15 protein-coding genes, 1 pseudogene and 1 riboswitch are annotated in these 16150 nt (G+C 77.0%); of the genes and pseudogenes, 9 read left to right on the top strand and 7 right to left on the bottom strand.

Features of this window, described 5'->3' with window-relative positions:
* The first annotated feature begins 1 nt into the window (after position 1).
* Positions 2 to 1021: an NAD(P)-dependent alcohol dehydrogenase gene (locus Q0848_RS13395; RefSeq protein WP_366146609.1), complete on the top strand. Its 1020-nt coding sequence runs from the start codon at positions 2 to 4 to the stop codon at positions 1019 to 1021.
* Positions 1018 to 1842 (top strand): SDR family NAD(P)-dependent oxidoreductase, encoded by an 825-nt coding sequence (locus tag Q0848_RS13390; protein WP_299038358.1) that lies wholly within the window; start codon positions 1018 to 1020, stop codon positions 1840 to 1842. Before Q0848_RS13395 ends, Q0848_RS13390 begins: the two co-directional genes overlap by 4 nt.
* Positions 1843 to 2095: 253 nt before the next feature.
* On the opposite strand, the gene Q0848_RS13385 is transcribed toward Q0848_RS13390, so the two are convergent.
* A complete protein-coding gene (locus Q0848_RS13385; protein ID WP_299038356.1) occupies positions 2096 to 2866 on the bottom strand; it encodes an SDR family NAD(P)-dependent oxidoreductase in 771 nt (256 codons plus the stop codon).
* Positions 2867 to 2978: 112 nt separating this feature from the next.
* On the opposite strand from Q0848_RS13385, the gene Q0848_RS13380 reads away from it, so the two are divergent.
* The gene (locus tag Q0848_RS13380; RefSeq protein WP_299038355.1) at positions 2979 to 3620 is read left to right on the top strand and encodes a nucleoside/nucleotide kinase family protein; all 642 of its coding nucleotides are present in this window, start codon (positions 2979 to 2981) and stop codon (positions 3618 to 3620) included.
* A gap of 55 nt (positions 3621 to 3675) precedes the next feature.
* On the opposite strand, the gene Q0848_RS13375 is transcribed toward Q0848_RS13380, so the two are convergent.
* Entirely contained in the window at positions 3676 to 4194 is a 519-nt protein-coding gene (locus Q0848_RS13375) for a MarR family winged helix-turn-helix transcriptional regulator (RefSeq protein WP_299038353.1), read from the bottom strand.
* An 81-nt stretch (positions 4195 to 4275) separates the two neighbouring features.
* Between Q0848_RS13375 and Q0848_RS13370 the strand changes: the two genes are divergently transcribed.
* Complete coding sequence (locus Q0848_RS13370; RefSeq protein WP_366146608.1) at positions 4276 to 5322, top strand: EamA family transporter; 1047 nt, start codon at positions 4276 to 4278, stop codon at positions 5320 to 5322.
* Positions 5323 to 5880: 558 nt separating this feature from the next.
* Here Q0848_RS13370 and Q0848_RS13365 read toward each other — a convergent pair.
* Positions 5881 to 6555 carry a sigma-70 family RNA polymerase sigma factor gene (locus Q0848_RS13365; RefSeq protein ID WP_299038350.1) on the bottom strand — a complete coding sequence of 225 codons (675 nt, stop codon included), beginning with the start codon at positions 6553 to 6555 and terminating at the stop codon, positions 5881 to 5883.
* Between the two features lie 288 nt (positions 6556 to 6843).
* Between Q0848_RS13365 and Q0848_RS13360 the strand changes: the two genes are divergently transcribed.
* Both Q0848_RS13360 and Q0848_RS13355 read left to right on the top strand, forming a co-directional pair.
* Positions 6844 to 7563, top strand: a complete 720-nt coding sequence (locus Q0848_RS13360) for a CHRD domain-containing protein (protein WP_299038348.1) — start codon at positions 6844 to 6846, stop codon at positions 7561 to 7563.
* A gap of 144 nt (positions 7564 to 7707) precedes the next feature.
* Positions 7708 to 7822, top strand: a riboswitch (SAM riboswitch).
* A gap of 93 nt (positions 7823 to 7915) precedes the next feature.
* On the top strand, positions 7916 to 9256 hold the full coding sequence (locus Q0848_RS13355; protein WP_366146607.1) for a bifunctional o-acetylhomoserine/o-acetylserine sulfhydrylase: 1341 nt from the start codon (positions 7916 to 7918) through the stop codon (positions 9254 to 9256).
* A 95-nt stretch (positions 9257 to 9351) separates the two neighbouring features.
* On the opposite strand, the gene Q0848_RS13350 is transcribed toward Q0848_RS13355, so the two are convergent.
* Positions 9352 to 10074, bottom strand: coding sequence for a transglycosylase family protein (locus tag Q0848_RS13350; RefSeq protein WP_299038345.1), 723 nt, complete (start codon positions 10072 to 10074; stop codon positions 9352 to 9354).
* Positions 10075 to 10646: 572 nt separating this feature from the next.
* Positions 10647 to 11804, bottom strand: coding sequence for a ScyD/ScyE family protein (locus Q0848_RS13345; RefSeq protein WP_299038343.1), 1158 nt, complete (start codon positions 11802 to 11804; stop codon positions 10647 to 10649).
* A gap of 265 nt (positions 11805 to 12069) precedes the next feature.
* Between Q0848_RS13345 and Q0848_RS13340 the strand changes: the two genes are divergently transcribed.
* A complete protein-coding gene (locus Q0848_RS13340) occupies positions 12070 to 13032 on the top strand; it encodes a hypothetical protein (protein ID WP_299038341.1) in 963 nt (320 codons plus the stop codon).
* 225 nt (positions 13033 to 13257) lie between these two features.
* Here Q0848_RS13340 and Q0848_RS13335 read toward each other — a convergent pair whose 3' ends face one another.
* Positions 13258 to 14136 carry a F510_1955 family glycosylhydrolase gene (locus Q0848_RS13335; RefSeq protein WP_299038339.1) on the bottom strand — a complete coding sequence of 293 codons (879 nt, stop codon included), beginning with the start codon at positions 14134 to 14136 and terminating at the stop codon, positions 13258 to 13260.
* A 94-nt stretch (positions 14137 to 14230) separates the two neighbouring features.
* Positions 14231 to 14614: a helix-turn-helix transcriptional regulator gene (locus tag Q0848_RS13330; protein WP_299038338.1), complete on the bottom strand. Its 384-nt coding sequence runs from the start codon at positions 14612 to 14614 to the stop codon at positions 14231 to 14233.
* 500 nt (positions 14615 to 15114) lie between these two features.
* Between Q0848_RS13330 and Q0848_RS13325 the strand changes: the two genes are divergently transcribed.
* Both Q0848_RS13325 and Q0848_RS13320 read left to right on the top strand, forming a co-directional pair.
* Complete coding sequence (locus tag Q0848_RS13325) at positions 15115 to 15489, top strand: NADH-quinone oxidoreductase subunit A (protein ID WP_299038337.1); 375 nt, start codon at positions 15115 to 15117, stop codon at positions 15487 to 15489.
* Positions 15480 to 16150 (top strand): annotated as a pseudogene (locus Q0848_RS13320) (hypothetical protein); the annotation flags it as partial. The gene Q0848_RS13325 and the pseudogene Q0848_RS13320, both read left to right, overlap by 10 nt.

Below are 16150 nucleotides of genomic sequence, written 5' to 3'. Positions count from 1 at the left end.
GATGCGGGCGAGCGTGATGACGGGGGTGCGCGCCGTCGAGGTGCAGGAGCGCCCGGTCCCGGTGCCCGCCGACGACGAGGTGCTGGTGCGCGTCGGGTCGGTCGGCGTCTGCGGGTCCGACGTCCACTACTACACCGAGGGCCACATCGGCGACATGGTCGTCACGGGCCCGCTGGTCCTCGGCCACGAGGCGGGGGGCACCGTCGTCGCCGTCGGCCGCGACGTCCCCGAGGCGCGGATCGGGCAGCGGGTGGCCGTGGAGCCGCAGAAGCCGTGCCGGCGCTGCCGCCAGTGCCACGCGGGCCGGATGAACCTGTGCCCCAACATGATCTTCTACGCGACGCCGCCGGTGGACGGCGCCTTCTGCGAGTACGTCACGGCGCCCGCCGACTTCGCCCACCCGATCCCGGACTCCCTGTCCGACGCGGCGGCCGGTCTGCTGGAGCCCCTCTCGGTCGGCATCTGGTCGGCGCACAAGGCCGCCATCGGCCCCGGGGACCGCGTGCTCGTCGCCGGCGCCGGCCCCATCGGCGCGATGGTCGCCATGGCCGCGAAGGCGCGCGGGGCCACGGAGGTCGTCGTGACCGACCTCGTGGAGTCCCGCCGCGAGCGGATCCTCGGCTTCGGCGCCACCCGCGCCCTCGACCCGCGCGAGGCCTCCGCCGAGCTCGACGCGCTCGAGGCCGACGCCTTCATCGACTGCACGGGCGCCACGCCCGCGGTCCAGGCCGGCATCCGCTCCGTGCGGGGCGGCGGCGCCGTCGTCCTCGTGGGGCTCGGGGCCGAGCACGTCGAGCTGCCCGTGCAGCTCATCGCCACCCGCGAGATCAACCTCACCGGCGTGTTCCGGTACGTCGACACCTGGCCCCGGGCCATCGAGCTGGCCCGCACCGGCCGGGTCGACCTCGACGGCATGGTCACGGCCCGCTACGACCTCGACTCCGTCGCCGAGGCGCTCGAGTCCGACGGGGACCCGCTGAGCATGAAGGCCGTCGTGGACGTCGCCGGGGGCCCCCGATGAGCGCCGGGGACGGCACGGGGGAGGGCGGCCGCCGGAGCAGCGGTGTGCTCGACCGCTTCTCGCTCGAGGGGCGCGTGGCCCTCGTCACCGGTGGCTACCGCGGCCTCGGCCGCGCCTTCGCCCAGGCCCTGGCCGAGGCCGGTGCGGACGTCGCCGTCGCCGCCCGCGACGAGGCCCGCAGCGTCGAGGCGGCCGCCGAGATCGCCGCGTCCACGGGCCGGCGCACCCTCGGCCTGCGGATGGACGTCACCGACCGGGCCGAGGTGCAGGCGGGCGTGGACCGCGTCGTCGCCGAGCTGGGCGGGCTGCAGGTGCTGGTCAACAACGCCGGCACGTGCATCCACGAGCCGGCGCTCGAGGTGAGCGACGACCACTTCCAGGACGTGCTGCAGACCAACGTCCGCGGCGTCTGGCTGCCGTCGCAGGTCGCGGCGCCGCACCTGGCCGAGCAGGGCCCGGACGGCGTCCGCGGGTCCGTCGTCAACATCGGCTCGATCAGCGCGATGATCGTCAACCGCCCGCAGATGCAGGCCGTCTACAACGCGAGCAAGGCTGCCGTGCACCAGCTCACGAAGTCCCTGGCCGCCGAGTGGGCCCCGCTCGGCATCCGCGTCAACGCGCTCGCCCCGGGGTACGTCAAGACGGAGATGGCGCCCGTCGACGAGCCGCGGTTCCGGCGGATGTGGATCGAGGACGCGCCCATGCAGCGCTACTCCACGCCCGAGGAGGTCGCCGCCAGCGTCGTCTACCTCGCGAGCGACGCGTCGTCCTTCTGCACCGGCACCGTGCTCGTCGCCGACGGCGGGTACACGGTCCACTGACCCGTGCCCCGCACTCCGTCGCCATGACGCCGGGTGGAGGGGCCCTTCCCCGCACTCTGTCGGCATGACGCCGTGTGGAGGGGCCCCTTTCTCGCACTGTGTCGGCATGACGCCGGGTGGAGGGGCCCCTTTCTCGCACTGTGTCGGCATGACGCCGGGTGGAGGGCATCTCCGCGCACTCTGTCGGCATGACGCCGTCGGGAAGGGCCGGTCGGCGGCGAGGTGCCGACGGAGTGCGGGGCGAGGGGGCCGATCAGAGGGCGGTGTAGCCGCCGTCGACGGTGACGCACTGGCCGACGACGTAGCGCGAGCGGGGCGAGGCGAGGTGCGCGACGGCGTGCGCCACGTCCTCGGGCGCGCCGACGTCGCCGGCGGGGATGCGCGAGCGCCAGGCCGCGGCGGTCTCGGGGTCGCCCTCGAGGACGCCGCGGGTCTGGTCGGTCGCGATGTAGCCGGGGGAGACGGCGTTCACGCGGACGCCCAGCGGTGCCCACTCCACGGCGAGGGAGCGCACGAGACCCTCGACACCGGCCTTGCTGGCGTTGTAGGCGCTCTGGCGCTGCGGGACGTTCACCACGCGCGCCGACATCGAGGCGATGGCGACGACGGTGCCGCCCGACCCCGCGGCGACGCGCGCGCGGGCGAAGGCCTGGCACACGAGGAACGTGCCGGTGAGGTTCACCCGCAGCACCCGGTCCCACTGCTCCGGCGTCGTCTCCAGGGCGTCGGAGACCAGCGCCGTGCCGGCCGCGTGCACGAGCACCGACGGCGGCGCGAGCCGCTGCGCCACCTCCTCCAGCGCCGCGGCGACCGAGGCGGCGTCCGTGACGTCGGCCCGGACGGCGACGGCGCGGACCCCGTGCTCGGCGGCGAGGCGCGAGGCGCTCGCGCCGGTCTCCCCCAGCACGTCCAGGAGCGCGACGTCCGCGCCGCGGGCCGCCAGCTCCGCGGCGCACGCGTAGCCGATGCCGCGCGCGCCCCCCGTCACGACGGCCGTGCTGCCTGCGTGCTCCCGCTCCACCATGCGCGCATCCTGCTCCGCCGCGGGGCTCGTGGCGCACGGGGCGCGTCCGGGCGCGACCTCGCCGGGGGGCGGTCCGGTCGCCGCGGCGGCCGCCCGTGGCACCCTGCGCGCCATGCGCACCGAGGAGCTGGTCGACCGGGCGGTGTCGCTGCTGGAGCGGGGGGACAGGGTGCTGCTCGGCGTCGCGGGCGCGCCCGCCGCGGGCAAGACGACTCTCGCGCGCGCGGTGGCCGACGGCGTCGACGCGGCGCTGCGCGAGGCCGGTGGCCCGCCCGTCGCCGTGCAGGTGCCGATGGACGGGTTCCACCTCGCCGACGTGCAGCTCGAGCGCCTGGGGCTGGCGGACCGCAAGGGCGTGCCCGCCAGCTTCGACGCCGGCGGCTACGTCGCGCTGCTGCGCCGCCTGCGCGCCGCCGACGAGGACGTCGTCTACGCCCCGTCCTTCGAGCGCGACCTCGAGCAGGCGCTCGCCGGCGCGGTCGCGGTGCCTCGGGAGGCGCGCCTCGTCGTCACGGAGGGCAACTACCTGCTGCTCGACGAGGCGCCGTGGGACGCCGTCCGCGGCCTGCTCGACGAGGTGTGGTTCGTCGAGGCCGACGAGGACCGGCGCAGCGCCCGGCTGCTCGCCCGGCACGTCGAGTTCGGCAAGACGCCCGAGCGGGCCCGGGCCTGGATGGCCGCCGTCGACGAGCCCGACGCCGCGCTGGCCGCGCGGGGCCGGGGCCTGGCAGACCTGGTCGTCACCGCCGGCTGACCTGCGCCGTCCCCGACACCAGGGGGACTGGGACCGCGGGGACTGGGGCTGGGGGTCAGGTCGCGCCGGTCCGGTCGGGGTCGGGGGCGGCCTCGTGCGCCGTGAGCAGCGCGCGCAGGAGGTCGGCGAGCTGCGCCCGCTGGTCGTCGTCGAGCGGCCCGAGCAGGTCGCGCCCCGTGGCGAGGTGGTCGGGCAGGACGCCTTCGACCGCCGCGCGGCCCGCCTCCGTGAGCGAGACGAGCACCGTCCGGGTGTCGACGTCGCCGCGTCGCCGGCGCACGAGGCCCCGGGCCTCCAGCCGGTCCAGGCGCTGGGTGACCGCCCCGCTGGTGACCATGGAGCTCGCGGCGAGGCGGCCCGGCGTCAGCTCGTGCGGGGGGTCGCTGCGGCGCAGCGTCGCGAGGACGTCGAAGGACGCCGCGTCGAGGTCGTGCGCGGCGAAGGTCGCCCGCTGTCGCGCCTCCACCACCTGGGTCAGCCGCGAGAGGCGCCCCAGCACGGCCATCGGGGCGGTGTCGAGGTCGGGGCGCTGCCGCGACCACTGGGCGAGCACCTCGTCGACGTGGTCGGCCACACGGGCAACCTAGCCGACCTCTTAGCGGTGAGGTACCCTCCTTCAGTGCTAAGAGGACTCGAGCTCAGGGGACGCGCCGGGCTGACGGCGGCGACCGCGGTCGCCCCGGCGCTGTGGGGGACGACCTACCTCGTGACGACGCAGGCGCTGCCGCCGGACCGCCCCCTCCTGTCGGCCCTCCTGCGCGCGCTCCCCGCGGGCGTGCTGCTCCTGCTGGTGGCGCGCGTCCTGCCCCGGGGCGCCTGGTGGTGGCGCGCCGGCGTCCTGGGGCTGCTGAACATCGGGGGGTTCTTCGCGCTGCTTTTCGTCGCCGCCTACCGGCTGCCCGGCGGCGTCGCGGCGGTCGTGGGCGCGCTCTCCCCGCTCGTCGTCGCCCTGCTCGCCCCCCGCCTGGTCGGGGAGCGCGCCGCGCCGGTGACCCTGGCGGCCGGCGTGCTCGGCGTCGCGGGCGTGGCCCTGCTCGTCCTGCGCTCCGACGCGGCCCTGGACCCGGTCGGGCTGCTGGCCGCCGCCGGCGGCGCCGTGGCGATGTCGCTGGGCGTCCTGCTGACCAAGCGCTGGGGGCGGCCGGTGCCCCTGCTGGCCTTCACCGGCTGGCAGCTCGTGGCCGGCGGCCTGCTCCTCGCGCCGCTGGTCCTGCTCGTGGAGGGGGCGCCGCCCGCGCTGCCTCCGGCGAGCGTCGCGGGCTACGCCTACCTGGCCCTGGCGGGCACGGCGCTCGCGTACGCCCTGTGGTTCCGGGGCGTCGCCGCGCTGCCGGTCACCCGCGTCGCCGTGCTGGGGCTGGTCAGCCCGCTCGTGGCCACGGCCGCCGGGTGGCTGGTGCTCGGGGAGTCGCTGGGCCCGCTGCAGCTGGTCGGCGCCCTCGTCGTCGTCGCCGCGCTGCTGCTGGCGCAGGTGCGACGTCGCGGCCGCGCCGACCCGCCGGCACCGGTCGGCGGGTCGGCTCAGACCACGGGCAGGTCCGCGGACAGGACGACGTCGTCGGCGGCGTCCAGCACGACGAGCCGGTCGACGTCCTCGCGCAGCAGGGCGGCGTTGAGCCGGCACTCGACGGGCTGCTCGCTGCCGAGGAACGAGCCGGAGCCGACCTCGGCGCCGTCCTCGCCGAGCAGGGCCACGCGGTAGGAGCGGCCCGCGGGCAGTCCGGCGACGTCGAGCACCGTCTCGGTGCCCCACGTGTGGGCGACGACGGCGACGTCCGCCTCGACCCCCGGCGGCTCGCCCACGACGGCGACCTGCTCGACGGCGCCGAGCGTCCCGGGCGGCCCGCTGGGCGGTCGCTCGCCCAGCGCGGCCAGCCCCGCACCCGCGCCGACGCCCAGGACGACGAGCGCGGCGGCGGCCGCGCCGAGCAGCCACGGCGGTCGGCGGTCGCGCTGAGGGGCGGGGACGGCGCGCCGCCTCGCGGCGAGGGCGTCGGTGCCGGGCCCGCGGACGTCGAGGTCCTCCCGGCGCGGGGCGGGGGCGTCGTCCCAGCCCGACCCGCGGGGCGGCAGGGCGCCCAGCACGAGGCGGAGCTCGTCGAGCTCCCGGGCCGCCGACGGGTCCTGCGCCAGCAGCCGCTCCAGCTCGGCGCGCTCGGCGGCGTCCAGGTCGTCGCTCACCGCGCCGCCGAGCAGCTCGGCCCGGCGGTCCTCGCCGCCGTCCCAGTCCCCGTCCCAGGTCTCGTGGCTCCGGTCCTGCTCAGCCATGGTCTCCACCTCCTCCGCCGTCCTCGTCGATCACCGCGCGCAGCGCGCGCAGCCCGTAGTACATCCGCGTCCGCAGCGTGGCTCTCGGCACGCCCGTCCGCTCCGAGAGCTCCTCGTACGTGCCGCCCAGCAGGTGCACGTGCACGACCACCTCGCGGTGCTCGGGCCCGAGCCGCGCCAGCGCCTCGACGACGACGAGCCGGTCCAGGCTCGCGCCGTGGGCGTCGCCCGCCGCGGGGCGGTCGCGCTCCTCGGCCACGTCCACCGGGCGCGGCCGCCGAGCGCCGGCGCGGTGCGCGTCGACCACCACGTTGCGCGCGATGGCGAACAGCCACGTGCGCACCGACCCGCGCTCGCTCCCGTACCGGTCGCCGGCGCGCCAGGCGCGGACGAAGACCTCCTGCAGCGCGTCCTCCGCCGCCCCGCGGTCACCCAAGCTGTTGACCGCGAAGGCGAAGATCGGCCCCGCGTGCTCCTCGTACGCCTCGTCGACGTCGAAGCCGTCGCCTCCCAGCGCGTCCGGCCCCGCTCGCTGCTGCCGCCCGTCGCCTCCGGACGTCGTCCGGTCCGGCGGGGGCGCGGCGCGGAGGTCGGTGCGGTCGCGGCTGCGCGCGGACCACCGGACCACCTCGCCCGTCCCTCCTGCCGCGACCTGCTGCACGACCACCGGATCTCCCTGCCGGCACGTCACCGCGAGGAGGTCCCGCGGACGCTACCCGTCTGCCAGGGGTTACGGCTGCGACGTCCCCGGCGTTCACCTGCCGGCGCGGGGCCGTGCAGACGACGACGACGTCGACCACGTCGCCCGGGGGCGCTGCGGACGTGGAGCCGTCGTGCGTGCCCGTTGAGGGACGCCGGGTCGAGATCGCCGTGAACGCCGGCCGCCCCGGGGTCGTACCCCCTGTCGACCCGCGGCGCCCGGACGGGCCGCACCCCCGAGCAGGGAGACACCCCCATGCGCACCACGACCCGAGCACGACGCCTGGCCACGACGACGGCCGTCCTCGCGGGGAGCGGCCTGCTGGCCGCCGCCGGCGCGCTGCCGGCGTCCGCGGCGCAGGTGGACGAGCCCGACTCGTTCACCAGCGCCTACACCGTCGAGCTCTCGCCCGACATGGTCGTCAACGCCGAGAACGAGCCCGTGGAGGGCCAGCCCGGCGGCAGCGGGACCATGCAGCTGCACGTCAACAGCGACGAGGAGGTCGTCTGCTTCGACATCACGACGCGCGGGGTGACGCCGCCGTACGAGAGCGCCGCGGCCACCGCCACGCACGTCCACGAGGCGCCGCGGGGCGAGGCCGGCCCGCCGCGCCTGGCCTTCCCCAACCCGGAGGGTGACGGCGACGTCCGGACCAGCTCGGGCTGCCTGCAGGTCCCGATGACGACCGGCATCGAGGGCGAGGACGGCCAGGACACGGGCGCGGACTTCTCCCTCGCCGACCTCGAGGCCGACCCGGCCGCGTTCTTCGGCGACACGCACACGTCCGACTACGTCGCGGGCGCCGTCCGCGGCCAGCTCGTGCAGGTGCCGGTCGGCGGGGCCGACACGGGCGCCGGGGGCCTCGTCGACGAGGGCGCGCCGACCGGTGCGCTCGTCGCCGGTGCGGGCCTCGTGGCCGCGGGTGCCGCCGGCGTCGTGCTGCTGCGCCGCCGCTCGGAGTCCGCGCAGGACTGACCCACCGCTCTCAGGACGGGGCGCGCCGCCCGAGGGGTGGCGCGCCCCGTCCTGCGTCGGGGGCCCCGCACTCGCGGGCTCACCCGTCCCGGTCGGTGAGACGGGAGTCCCGGTGCGCGGACCAGCCGTCCTACGCTCGTCCCAGGTCATGAGCGCCAGCGCGAAGCCCCGGCTCGCTGGCCGGCAACCCTCCTCCTGCGGCGGGGTGCCCCGGGTGATGACCCGGCCGCCACCCGTCCGGGCGCGGCAAGCGCGGGCTCGTGCGAGCCCCGAGCCTCCGGAGACCTCCGTGTCCTCGTCGACCCCTCCGTCCGAGAACCCCACCCCCTCGACCTCGCTCGACGACGAGCCGGTGACCCACGGCGTCGCGGACGACGCGCCCGCGGGCTGGTCGTTCGAGACCCGGCAGATCCACGCCGGCGCGGCGCCGGACCCGAGCACGGGCTCGCGGGCCCTGCCGATCCACCAGACGACGTCGTTCGCGTTCCGCGACACCCAGCAGGCTGCCGACCTCTTCGCGCTGTCCGAGCTGGGCAACATCTACACGCGCATCACGAACCCGACGACGGACGCCGTCGAGCGCCGCATCGCCGACCTCGACGGCGGCGTCGGCGCCCTGCTCGTCGCCTCCGGTCAGTCGGCGGAGACGCTCGCGATCCTCAACGTCGCCGAGGCCGGTGACCACGTCGTCGCCAGCCCGAGCCTGTACGGCGGCACGGTCAACCTGCTGCGCTACACGCTCCCGAAGCTCGGCGTCACGACGACGTTCGTCGAGGACCCCGACGACCTCGACTCCTGGCGCGCCGCGGTGCGGCCGAGCACGAAGGTGTTCTACGGCGAGGCCATCCCCAACCCCAAGGGCGACGTGCTCGACGTCGAGGGCGTGGCCGGGGTCGCGCACGAGGTCGGGGTGCCGCTCGTCGTCGACGCGACCGTCGCGACGCCGTACCTGATGCGCCCGCTGGAGTGGGGCGCCGACGTCGTCGTCCACTCGGCCACGAAGTACCTCGGCGGCCACGGGACGGCGATCGGCGGCGTCGTCGTCGACGGCGGGACCTTCGACTACGCCGCGCACCCCGAGCGCTTCCCCGGCTTCAACACGCCCGACGAGAGCTACCACGGCCTCGTCTACGCGCGGGACCTCGGGGTGGGGAGCGCGCTGGGCGCCAACCTCGCCTACATCCTCAAGATGCGCGTGCAGCTGCTGCGCGACCTCGGGCCGGCGATCTCGCCGTTCAACGCCTTCCTGCTCGGCCAGGGCATCGAGACGCTCAGCCTGCGCGTGGAGCGCCACGTCGCCAACGCGCAGGCGGTCGCGGAGTGGCTGGAGGCGCGCGAGGAGGTCGAGCGAGTCCAGTACGCGGGACTGCCGTCCAGCCCCTGGCACGCCCGGCAGCAGAAGTACGCGCCCCGCGGCGCCGGCGGGGTGCTGTCCTTCGAGATCGCCGGGGGGATCGAGGCGGGCAAGCGCTTCGTCGAGGGCCTGGTGCTGCACAGCCACGTGGCGAACATCGGCGACGTGCGCAGCCTCGTCATCCACCCGGCGTCGACCACGCACAGCCAGCTGGCGCCGGAGGACCAGGAGAAGGCCGGCGTGACACCGGGGCTCGTGCGCCTGTCCGTGGGGCTGGAGCACCTCGACGACATCGTCGCGGACCTCGAGCGCGGGTTCGCCGCCGCGAAGGGCGCCTGAGCCCCCTCCGAGGTGGGCGCCCCGGACGCACGAGGGCGGGACGGGCGTGCGCCCGTCCCGCCCTCGGCGGTGCTGCGGTCGTGCCGTGCTGCGCCTCAGGGGAGGCGCAGCACCTGCCCGATGGAGATGGAGTTCGGGTTGGAGAGGCGGTCGCGGTTGGCGTCGTAGATCGCGCGCCACGTGGTGCCGTTGGCGGCCGCGATGCTCGAGAGCGTGTCGCCGCTGCGGACCGTGTAGCTGCCGCCCGAGGGGGCCGGCGTCGTGCCGCCACCGCCACTGCCGCCGGTCAGGCGCAGGACCTGGCCGACGCGGATGGAGTTGGGGTTGGAGAGGCGGTCGCGGTTGGCCTCGAAGAGCCGCTGCCACGTCGTCCCGTTGGCGGCCGCGATGGAGCCCAGCGTGTCGCCGCTGCGGACCGTGTAGGTCGAGCCCGAGGGCGCCGGGTCGGACGGCGGCGGCGGGGTCACCGAGCCGCCGGGGGGCGTCGGCGTGCCGCGCTTCTCGGCCTCGCCGTAGCCCAGGCGGGCGGTGCAGGCGGGCCAGGCGCCCCAGCCCTGGACGTCCAGGACCTTCTCGGCGATGGCGATCTGCTCCTCGCGCGTGGCCAGGTCGGCCCGCGAGGCGTACTGCTGGCCGCCGAAGCCGACCCAGGTCGGCTGGTAGAACTGCACGCCGCCGTAGTAGCCGTTGCCCGTGTTGATGCTCCAGTCGCCGCTGCTCTCGCACTGGGCGAGGCGGTCCCACGTGGCGTCGGTCGCGGCCGACGCCGTCGAGGCCGTGGTGAGGCCGACGAGCGGCGCGGCGACCAGGGCGGCCACGGCGCCGAGCCCGACGGGGCGGCCGAGGCGCCGACGGGAGCGGGGCGTCGTCGAGGTCGAGGTCTGTCGCGTGGAACGGATGATGAGGCCCTCTCGCGCGTGCGCCGACCGACTTCGGGCTCCGCCCTGCGCAGGGTGTGGGGGACGGCCGCTGGGCGGAGCTGGCGCGGCGGCCGGGCTGGTCCTTCGCGCCGCCGTCGGCAGCGCGCGTCCTGTCGACGCACCGGGGTGCGCTGTGGCGCCTGGGGCTGGTGGGGCCCCTGGTACCCAGGACGGGCGCGACGCTAGGTGATGTCACGGACTGATGACAACCCGGGGCGGCGCGGCGCGCTTGCGCTGGCCGGATCCGAGACGTGCTGCCGGGCAACGACTGTGGAATGACACGGCTGTAGTTCCGGTGCGGCAGCGTCGATCACGCGCTGTCGCTCACCGGCGGGCGGCGGCGATGTCGGTGACGAGGGGTGACGGGTGCTGACCCCCGCGTCCGAGCCCGGTCCCGGCGTCTCGCGCACCTCGGCCCCCGGACCGGCGCGCTGGGCGCCGGTCCGGGGGCCGGGGGTCGGTCAGCCGCCTCAGAGGTCGAGCCGGACCACCTGCCCGGCGGGCCCGAGGGCCTGCGTCGTCACGTACAGGTGGTCGCCGGCCACCTCGACGGCGGCGGGGAGCTCGACCTCCAGCACGGTCCGCGCTGCGGTCGCCCCCGGGTCCATCGCCACGACGCGGCCGCCGAAGAGCTCGGTCGCGTAGACGGTGCCGTCGTCGTCGACGGCCACCCCGCTCGCCGCGAGCAGCCCGCCGATCACCGTCTCCACCTCGCCGGTGCCCGGGTCGACCCGCACGACCGAGCCGCGGGCGCCGAGGCTGGGGTCCTCGGGGCCGCCGGGCAGCAGGCTGACGTAGAGCCCGCCGTCGGGGCCGACCTCGACATCGGTCGGGACGGCCTCGAACCAGAAGGTCTCGCCGACCGCGCAGGCGGGGAGGCCGAACTGCTCGGCCGCCCCCGGGGAGACGACGGCCGGCTGCGCCGGGAGGACGGCGAGCGTGCTGACGCGCCCCCGGGCGTCCACGGACAGCAGCGCGTTGCCACCGGCGTCCGCGACGACGGTCCGTCCCGCCCGGGCGTCCGCCGTCGCGTACGGGTGGGAGTAGACCTCGCCCGGGTAGGTGGCGGGGAAGTCCGGGGGGAGCTGGTCGAGGCAGTCCTGCGCGAGGTCGCGCAGCCCGTAGGTGGTGCCCCCGTCGGGGTTGGCGGCGCGCTCGTGCTCGCCGAGGTCGGCGACGACCTCCGTGCGCCCGCGGTGGTCCACCCGCTCGAGGAGGGCCACGGCGTCGGGGCCCTGGCCCAGCGAGTGCGTGTAGAGGACGCCGCCGGCCGACGCGGTGACGCCGGCCACCTCCGCGCCGGGCAGCGCGGCGAGGTCGGTGCGCGCGCCCCGGCGGTCGACGCGGGTGAGCGCGCCGGCGAACGACTGGGCGACGACGACGTCGCCCCGCGGGGTGACGTCGAGGGAGAGCGGGCCGACCAGGCCCTCGGCGACGACGGTCGTCGAGGGGCCGTCGTCAGCGGTCGCGGCGGGTGCGCCGGCGAGCACGAGCGCGGCGGTGGCGACGGCGGCGAGAGCGCCGCCGGCGGGAGAGCGGCGCCGCGGCGAGGCCGGCGGCGAGGAGCTGGCGCAGCGGGTGGAGCTGGTGGTCGTGGCGACGCGCCGCGACCACACCGGTTCGTCCATGGCGGACCCCCTCGGGCGGTCCCCGCCCCGACCCTCGGTGCGGGGTCGTGGGGGCTCCGGCGCCCCCACGAGGGGGGTCTACTCCCCGGAGGACTGACCGCGCCACCCGTTCGGGGGAAGACGTCCGGGCGTCCGGTGCTGCCGCGCCCGGGAGTGCCGCGGGAAGCGCGGCTCGACCGGCGAGGGGCCGGGCCGCTCCGGCGCCGGGACGCGGGCGGGACGGCGCCGGGTTGCCGCCCGGCCGGTACGCGACCACCGTGAGGTCATGAGCGCACTCACGCGGGGCCTGGTCGCCGGGGCCGTCGGAACGACCGCCCTGAACGCCGTCACGTACGTCGACATGCTCGTGCGGGGGCGCACCGGCAGCGACGCCCCCGCGCAGACCGCGGAGGCGCTCGTCGAGCGCCTCGGCGGGTCCGTGGGAGGCTCGGGGGAGGAGTACGAGGGCCGTCGTACGGCGCTCGGCCAGCTCTCCGGCTACGCCACCGGGCTGGGCGTCGGCGTCCTCACGAGCTTCGCGCACCGCAGCGGCTACAAGATCCCCGGCTTCCTCGGCGGCGCCGCCACCGGCGCGGTCGCCATGGTCGCGACCGACGTGCCGCAGGCGGCGCTCGGCGTCAGCGACCCGCGCGACTGGACGTCCGGCGACTGGTACGTCGACGTCGTCCCGCACCTCGCCTACGGGCTCGCGACCCACGCCACCGTGGCGGCCCTGTCGCCCCAGGCCGGCGACCAGGTCAAGACCCCCGCCTCGAGCGGCCTCGTGGCCCGCTCCCTCCTCCTCGGGCTGGCGGCGGGCGGGCGCAGCACGCTCGGCATCGCCGGGCCCGTCCTCACCGACGCCCGGCCCGACGGCCCGGGCGTGCTCGCCCGGGTCGGCGCCCTGGGCGCGTTCGTGGGCGAGTCGGTCATGGACAAGCAGCCCGCGACGCCCAGCCGCCTCGAGGCGGGCCCGCTCGGCGGTCGCGTCGCCGCCGGTGGCGCCGCCGGTGCCGCCCTCGCCCACCGCGACGGCAGCAGCCCCACCGCTCCCTCGATCGCCGGCGCCCTGGGCGCGCTCGCCGGCTCCCACGCGGGCCTCGCCTGGCGCACGTGGGCGGCGTCGAAGGGCTCGCCGTTCACCGCCGACTGGCAGGCCGCGCTCGTCGAGGACGGCGTCTCGGTCGCGCTCGCGCTCGTCGCCTGCCTGCCCGGCCGTCGCGGTCAGCGCACGGCCGTCATCGGCTGACCACACCGCCTGACCTGCACCGCCCGGAGGGCGGCACCCCGCTCGGGTGCCGCCCTCCGGCGCGTCGAGGGCGTCCAGGGGCGACGTCCGTGCGGAGGCGTCAGGAGGGCACCTCGTCGACGACCTGCTCGGTCCGAGGCGGTCCGGACGGCGATCTGCCGGCACCACGCCTCGTGCGGGGCGTCGGGACGACGAGCTGTCGACGACGTGCGTCGTGCGGGGCGGTCACCGCGGCGCGAAGGTCGCCCCGCCGTCGGTGGAGACGAGCAGCTCGTCGGTGACCGCGAGCACCTGCAGGCTCCCGTCCTCCGCGCGCACGGCGGAGACGGCCTGCGGCGGCTCGCCGAGGCTGCCGCGCTGCTCCCACGTGGCGCCGGTGTCCTCGCTGACGACGACGTCGCCGGCCGTGGTGACGCCGACGAGGGTGGCGTCGTCGGCCACCGCGGCCAGCAGCAGGAGCGGGGCGTCGCGAAGCGTCGTCCACGTCGCCCCCGCGTCGACCGACAGCGCCGGGCCCTGGGGGCTGGTCGCCACCACGGTCTCGGCCTGCCCGGACGCCGCGAGGGCGAACGGCTCGACGGGCGCCTCGACCGTCGTCCAGGTGACCTCGTCCGATGTCGCCCGCAGGGTCCCGTCGAAGCCGATGACGCCGCCCGCGTGCGCCGCCATCGCGTGGAAGTCGGACGCGCCCTCGCGCGAGCGCGGCGTCCAGGTGAGCCCGCCGTCGGTGGACTCGATCAGGCCCACGGGGTTCGGCAGGTCCGTCCCGGGCCCCGGGTGGCCGGAGGCGTAGAAGTGGTCGGGCCCGGCGACGGCGAAGCCCATGAGGTCGACGCCGGGCCCGACGCTCGTCCACGAGCCGTCGTCGTCGCGGAACAGCCCGTCGTGGGTGGCCAGGACCACCGCGCCGTCGGCGGGGTTCGTGCCCACCCCGTGCACGTGGGCGCTCGGCAGCGCTGCCTCGGTGGTGGGGGGCGGCTCGGTCGTCGCCGGCTGCTCGAGGGCCGCTCTGGTCTGGGCGGCGTCCTGCGTCGTCGCTCCGCAGCCGGCCAGCCCGAGCGTGAGGGCGGCGGCGACGGCGAGGGGCAGCGGGTGCGTGGTCATCGAGATCTCCTGTGCTCGCCCCGGGCGGGCGCTGCGAGGCGGAGGGCGAGGTCTGCGTCGTGGGGCAGCTCGGACGGGCCGGCGGGGCCGTCGGTCACACGTCGCCCCCGTCGGCCTCCGGGGCCCGGGCGAGGTCGACGAGGCGGGTCAGGCAGTGCTCGCGCAGCGGCTCGGGGAAGCCCGCGGCCAGGCGGTAGAAGACGACGCGGCCCTGCTTGCGGGCGGTCACGAGGCCCGCGGTGCGCAGGATCCGCAGCGCGTACCCGACCGAGTCCTCGCTCGCGGACAGGGCCAGAGCCAGGTCGCCCACGCACAGCTCCTCGACGGCGTCGAGCGCGTAGAGCACCCGGGCGCGCGTGGGGTCGGCCAGGAGGCCCAGCACCGCGGCGAGCCGTTCCGCGTCCTCGCGGTCGGGGACGCGCGCCCTCGCGTGCTCGACGCGCTCGGCGTCCACCGGGTGCGGGTGGGACGTCGCCACCGGGACCTCCTGGTCGCTGGCCGGACATCCGTGCGGGTGTCCGGACGTAGTCTTCGGTCGCCGAGGGTATCCGTCGGGCGTCGACCCGGTCGGGGTGCCTCGGTCCGGGGCGCAGTCAGGAACGAGCAGCCAGGGGGTGGGTGCGGTGCCGGAGTGGTCCTGGGGCTGGAGCGGTCTGCTCGCCCTCCCCGTGCGCGTGCGCCCCCGAGACCCCGTCGTCCTGCGAGACCCGGTCACCGGCCGTCGTCCGCCCGTCGAGCCCCCTCACGCCGTCCCTGCTGGGTCGGTCCCGTGCCTCTTCGGCCAGGGACGAGGCGCAGGCCCGCGCCGACGGGGAGGACGAAGTCCTCGCGCCTGCGCGTCGTCGCAGGTCAGCGGGGTGGCGGGGCGCGGCCTGAGGACTTCGTCCTCCCCGTCTGCAGCCGTCGGCGTCGGCGGCCTCGGGCTGCCCCACCTCTGGCGCGGCTCCGAGCCGTCGCTCGACCCGCGGGAGGTACGCCGTGCCTGACCTCGCCGACGGCTGGGCCTCGGGCTGGAGCGGCCTGCTCGCCGTCCTCGTGCTCGCCGCCGTCAGCCTCGCCGGCGCGCACTGGGCGCACCGCATGACGTCGGTCGCGCCGGGCGTCATCACGTCCTGGCCGTGGCTCTCGGGCTGGGACCCGAGCGAGCACGCGCTCTCGCGCTTCCACGCCCGGTGGTACCCGGCGACGGTCGTCTTCCTGGCCTTCGACGTCGAGATGCTCTTCATGTACCCGTGGGTGCTGGTCGTCGCCGACGTCGGGCTCTCGGCCGTCGTCGAGATGTTCGTCTTCCTCGGGGTGCTGCTGCTCGCGGTGCTCTGGGCCTCCCGCGAGGGGGCCTTCGAGTGGCAGTGAGCGACTGGCTGGCGCGGCGCGCGGTCCGCGGCGCCGCGGTGCTGGTCGTCGAGCTGCCCGGCGCCTGGCGCGCGCGCGTCGCCGTGGAGCAGGCGTTCGCCGCGCGCGGGTGGCGGACGGCGACCAGCCCCGCCGACGCCGATGCGCTCGTCGTCTGCGGCGCGGCCGGCGAGCGGTGGAAGCCGGTGCTCGAGCGCACCTGGGAGCAGGTGCCGGGGCCGCGGGCGCGGGCGGTCGTCAGCGTCGGGGACGACCCGGTGGGGGCGCTCGACGACGTCGCTCGCCGCCTGCTCGACGACGACGCCCAGCGCGCCGAGGCCGCCGCCCGGCCGCCGGTGCCGCAGGACGTCGAGGAGGGCGACGACATGCACCCCGCCGGTCTTGGGCTCGCGGGCGGCGAGGACGACCTGCGCGACGGCCTCGAGATGGACGTCCTGTCCGTGCCCCTCGGCCCGGTGCTGCCGGACTGGCCCGCGGGCCTGGTGCTGCGGACGACGCTGTCCGGCGACGTCGTCGTGCGCGCCGAGGTCGAGGTGCTTCCCGCGGCCGAGGACGCCCTCGGCGCAGACGCCGCCGGGCGCGCTGACGCCGCCGGGCGCGCTGACGCCGCCGGGCGCGCTGACGCCGCCGGGCGCGCTGACGCCGCCGGGCGCGCTGACGC

This window comes from uncultured Pseudokineococcus sp. (genome assembly GCF_947495735.1).
Classification (GTDB): Bacteria; Actinomycetota; Actinomycetes; order Actinomycetales; family Quadrisphaeraceae; genus Pseudokineococcus.
The sequence above is the reverse complement of the archived record's forward strand: the minus strand, read 5'-3'. Positions and strand labels throughout refer to the sequence as shown.